Source organism: Halanaerobiales bacterium (assembly GCA_035270125.1).
Taxonomy (GTDB): domain Bacteria; phylum Bacillota; class Halanaerobiia; order Halanaerobiales; family DATFIM01; genus DATFIM01.
Map to the genome: position 1 here is coordinate 1 of DATFIM010000064.1, position 2633 is coordinate 2633.

3 protein-coding genes are annotated in these 2633 nt (G+C 32.5%); all 3 read right to left on the reverse strand.

Features of this window, described 5'->3' with window-relative positions; genetic code table 11:
- Nucleotides 1-794: FAD-dependent oxidoreductase (locus VJ881_03300; GenBank protein HKL75071.1), on the reverse strand; the 794-nt coding region annotated here is incomplete at its 3' end.
- A gap of 153 nt (nucleotides 795-947) precedes the next feature.
- Nucleotides 948-1745 (reverse strand): ABC transporter ATP-binding protein, encoded by a 798-nt coding sequence (locus VJ881_03305; GenBank protein ID HKL75072.1) that lies wholly within the window; start codon nucleotides 1743-1745, stop codon nucleotides 948-950.
- 2 nt (nucleotides 1746-1747) lie between these two features.
- The coding region (locus VJ881_03310; protein HKL75073.1) for a glycine betaine ABC transporter substrate-binding protein at nucleotides 1748-2633 on the reverse strand (886 nt) is incomplete at its 5' end.

Genomic DNA, 2633 nt, shown 5'->3' on the forward strand with positions numbered 1-2633 from the left:
TTAAAAGCTCCTGTTTTCCCAGTTTGAACTCCGGCTTTTTCTCCTAATTCAGTATTAGCCTTTGTTCCAACAGAAACTAAAACAGTATCAACTTCTATTTCAAAATCATTAGTACCAGAAACATACACTTTATTATTATCACTTTCTAATTTTTTAACAGCAGTACCAGTAATTATTCTGGCTCCCTTTTCTTCAAGTTTGCTTTGAATGATTTTTCTAAAAGATTTATTTACAGTATTTAAGACGGTGTCCTCAAATTCAATTAAAGTAACATCCAGCCCTCTTCTAATAAGGGCTTCTGTCATTTCCAAACCTACATATCCCCCTCCAACAACTACTGCCTTTTGAGGGTTATTCTTTTCCAAAAATTTATTAAAATTTAATGCATCATCTATCCAGCGCATAAAAAATACTCCAGGTGAATTAAGACCTTCAATAGGTGGAACGATAGTTTTACCTCCAGTTCCTAATACAAGTTTTTCATACTCTATTTGCTTTTCTTCCCAATTTTCATCAATAAAAGAAATTTTTTTATTTTCAGAATCAATCTTAGTTACATCTGTATTTAACATAAGATCTATTCCAGCATTTTCAATATCTTCTTTTTCTCTGTGAGCTAAATCCTGCCAATTCTCTACTTCTCCTCCTATAAAAAATGGAATACCACAAATACTGTAATTTGGAAAGTCATTATTAGCTATTACTAAAGGTCTTATACTATCATCAAGTTCTCTAATACGTAAAGCTGTACTTATTCCAACATCACTGGCACCAATTATAACTACTTTTTTCATTATTCCACTCCTCTACTCCATTATTTTTGTTATAAACATATTCTAAAAAATAATTTAAATAATGTCAAATTTAAGAAAATTATAAAAATTATTCAATAAAAAAAGATGCCCAAAAAATAGGACATCTTAAATTAAGTTATTTATTTTTTTAATTTAAGTTTCAATTTGATTATTGATTAATTCCATAATCTCATCTTTTACTCTAAAATATTCATCTTCATGCTTTATTTTTCTTTCTTTATCAGCAAATAAAGTATGAGTAAAATCAACATCAAATTCAGCAAGTAATCTACCGGGGCGACTTGACATTACTACAATTCTGGTTCCTAAAGCAAGAGCTTCATCAACATCATGAGTTATAAAAAATATTGTACTATTATTTTCCATCCAGATATCACGAGTCAAATTCTGCATATTAGTTCTGGTTAAAGCATCTAAGGCTCCAAAGGGTTCATCCATCAAAATTACCTGAGGATAATTAGCTAAAACTCTTGCCAGAGCAACCCTTTGTTTCATACCACCTGATAATTCAAAAGTTGGTTTATCTCCAAACCCACTTAAATTAACTTCATCAAGAAAGTATTTGCGAATCTTTTTTATTTCTTCTTTAGGAAGTCCTCTCATTTTAGGGCCAAATTCCACATTATCTTTCACTGACATCCAGGGATATAAAGTTGAGGATTGAAAAACTACTCCCCTATGCCAGTCCGGACCTTCAATAGGTTCTCCCTGCATTAAGCACTGACCACTTGTGGGGGGGATATATCCAGCTATAGTTTTTAACAAAGTACTTTTACCACAGCCGGAAGGCCCCAAAACACATAGAAATTCTCCTCGCCTTATTTCTAAGTTAATATCATCTAAAGCTAAGATAGACTCTTCTTCTTTACCATAGACAGTCCTTAAATTATTTATTTCTATTAAAACTTCTTCTTTTTCTTCATTTTCCATTACTAATTTCCTTCCGTCTGCTCTAAGGATTTTTCTATATAGTAAGAATTAACAAATTCATTATATTCTTCCTGAGATGGTGAATCATCAATTGAATCCTGATCTTTAAGAAAATCGGAAGTTTCTTTCATAACCTTTGCAAAATTTCCAGGATCTTCAGTTGTACCAAAAAAGTCCTGACTGATTAGTTCTTCTCTGGTATGCCAGGTAGAACCCTGCATTTGTTTTAAAGCTTCATCTGCAGTTATTTCTAATTTTTGAGATACAATATTTGCTCCTTTTTCAGGATTTTCCCTATAGATATCAGCTGCTTCAGACATCATTGTAATAAATGAAGTTACCAGTTCAGGATACTTTTCGGAAAATTCTTTTCTTACAACCTCTACATTAGCTGTTAAATAACCTCTTTCAGCCATTTCTTTACTTGTAACCAATACTTTTCCATCTTCTAAAACCTCACCTAAAGTAGGTTGCCAAAGATAGGCCGCCTGAACATCTCCTCTTTTCCAGGCTGCAACTATTTCAGTTGTCTGCATATCTAATAACTGAACTTCATCTTCAATACCAGCATTTTTAAGAAGATTTAATAAGACATAATGACAGGTTGAAGCAAAAGGAACTGCTACTCTTTTTCCAGCTAAATCTTCAACTTTATTAATTCCCGATCCATTTTTTACAGCCAGAGCTTCTATTTCTCCTAATACTTCATGGATCCAGATAAGTTCAACTCCTAAATCTCTGGATAAGGCAGTTACTGCATTTACATTACCCATTGTCGCAAAATCAATACTTCCTGACGCAAGAGCCTGATTTGCTTCAGCTCCTGAATCAAAAACAGTAAATTTACTTTCTATGCCTTTCTCACCAAAGTATTCATCAAACATTCCT

Excerpts from the sequence above, each read along its gene's own strand:
- VJ881_03305 (HKL75072.1), bottom strand. The coding sequence starts at position 1,745 with ATGGAAAATGAAGAAAAAGAAGAAGTTTTAATAGAAATAAATAATTTA.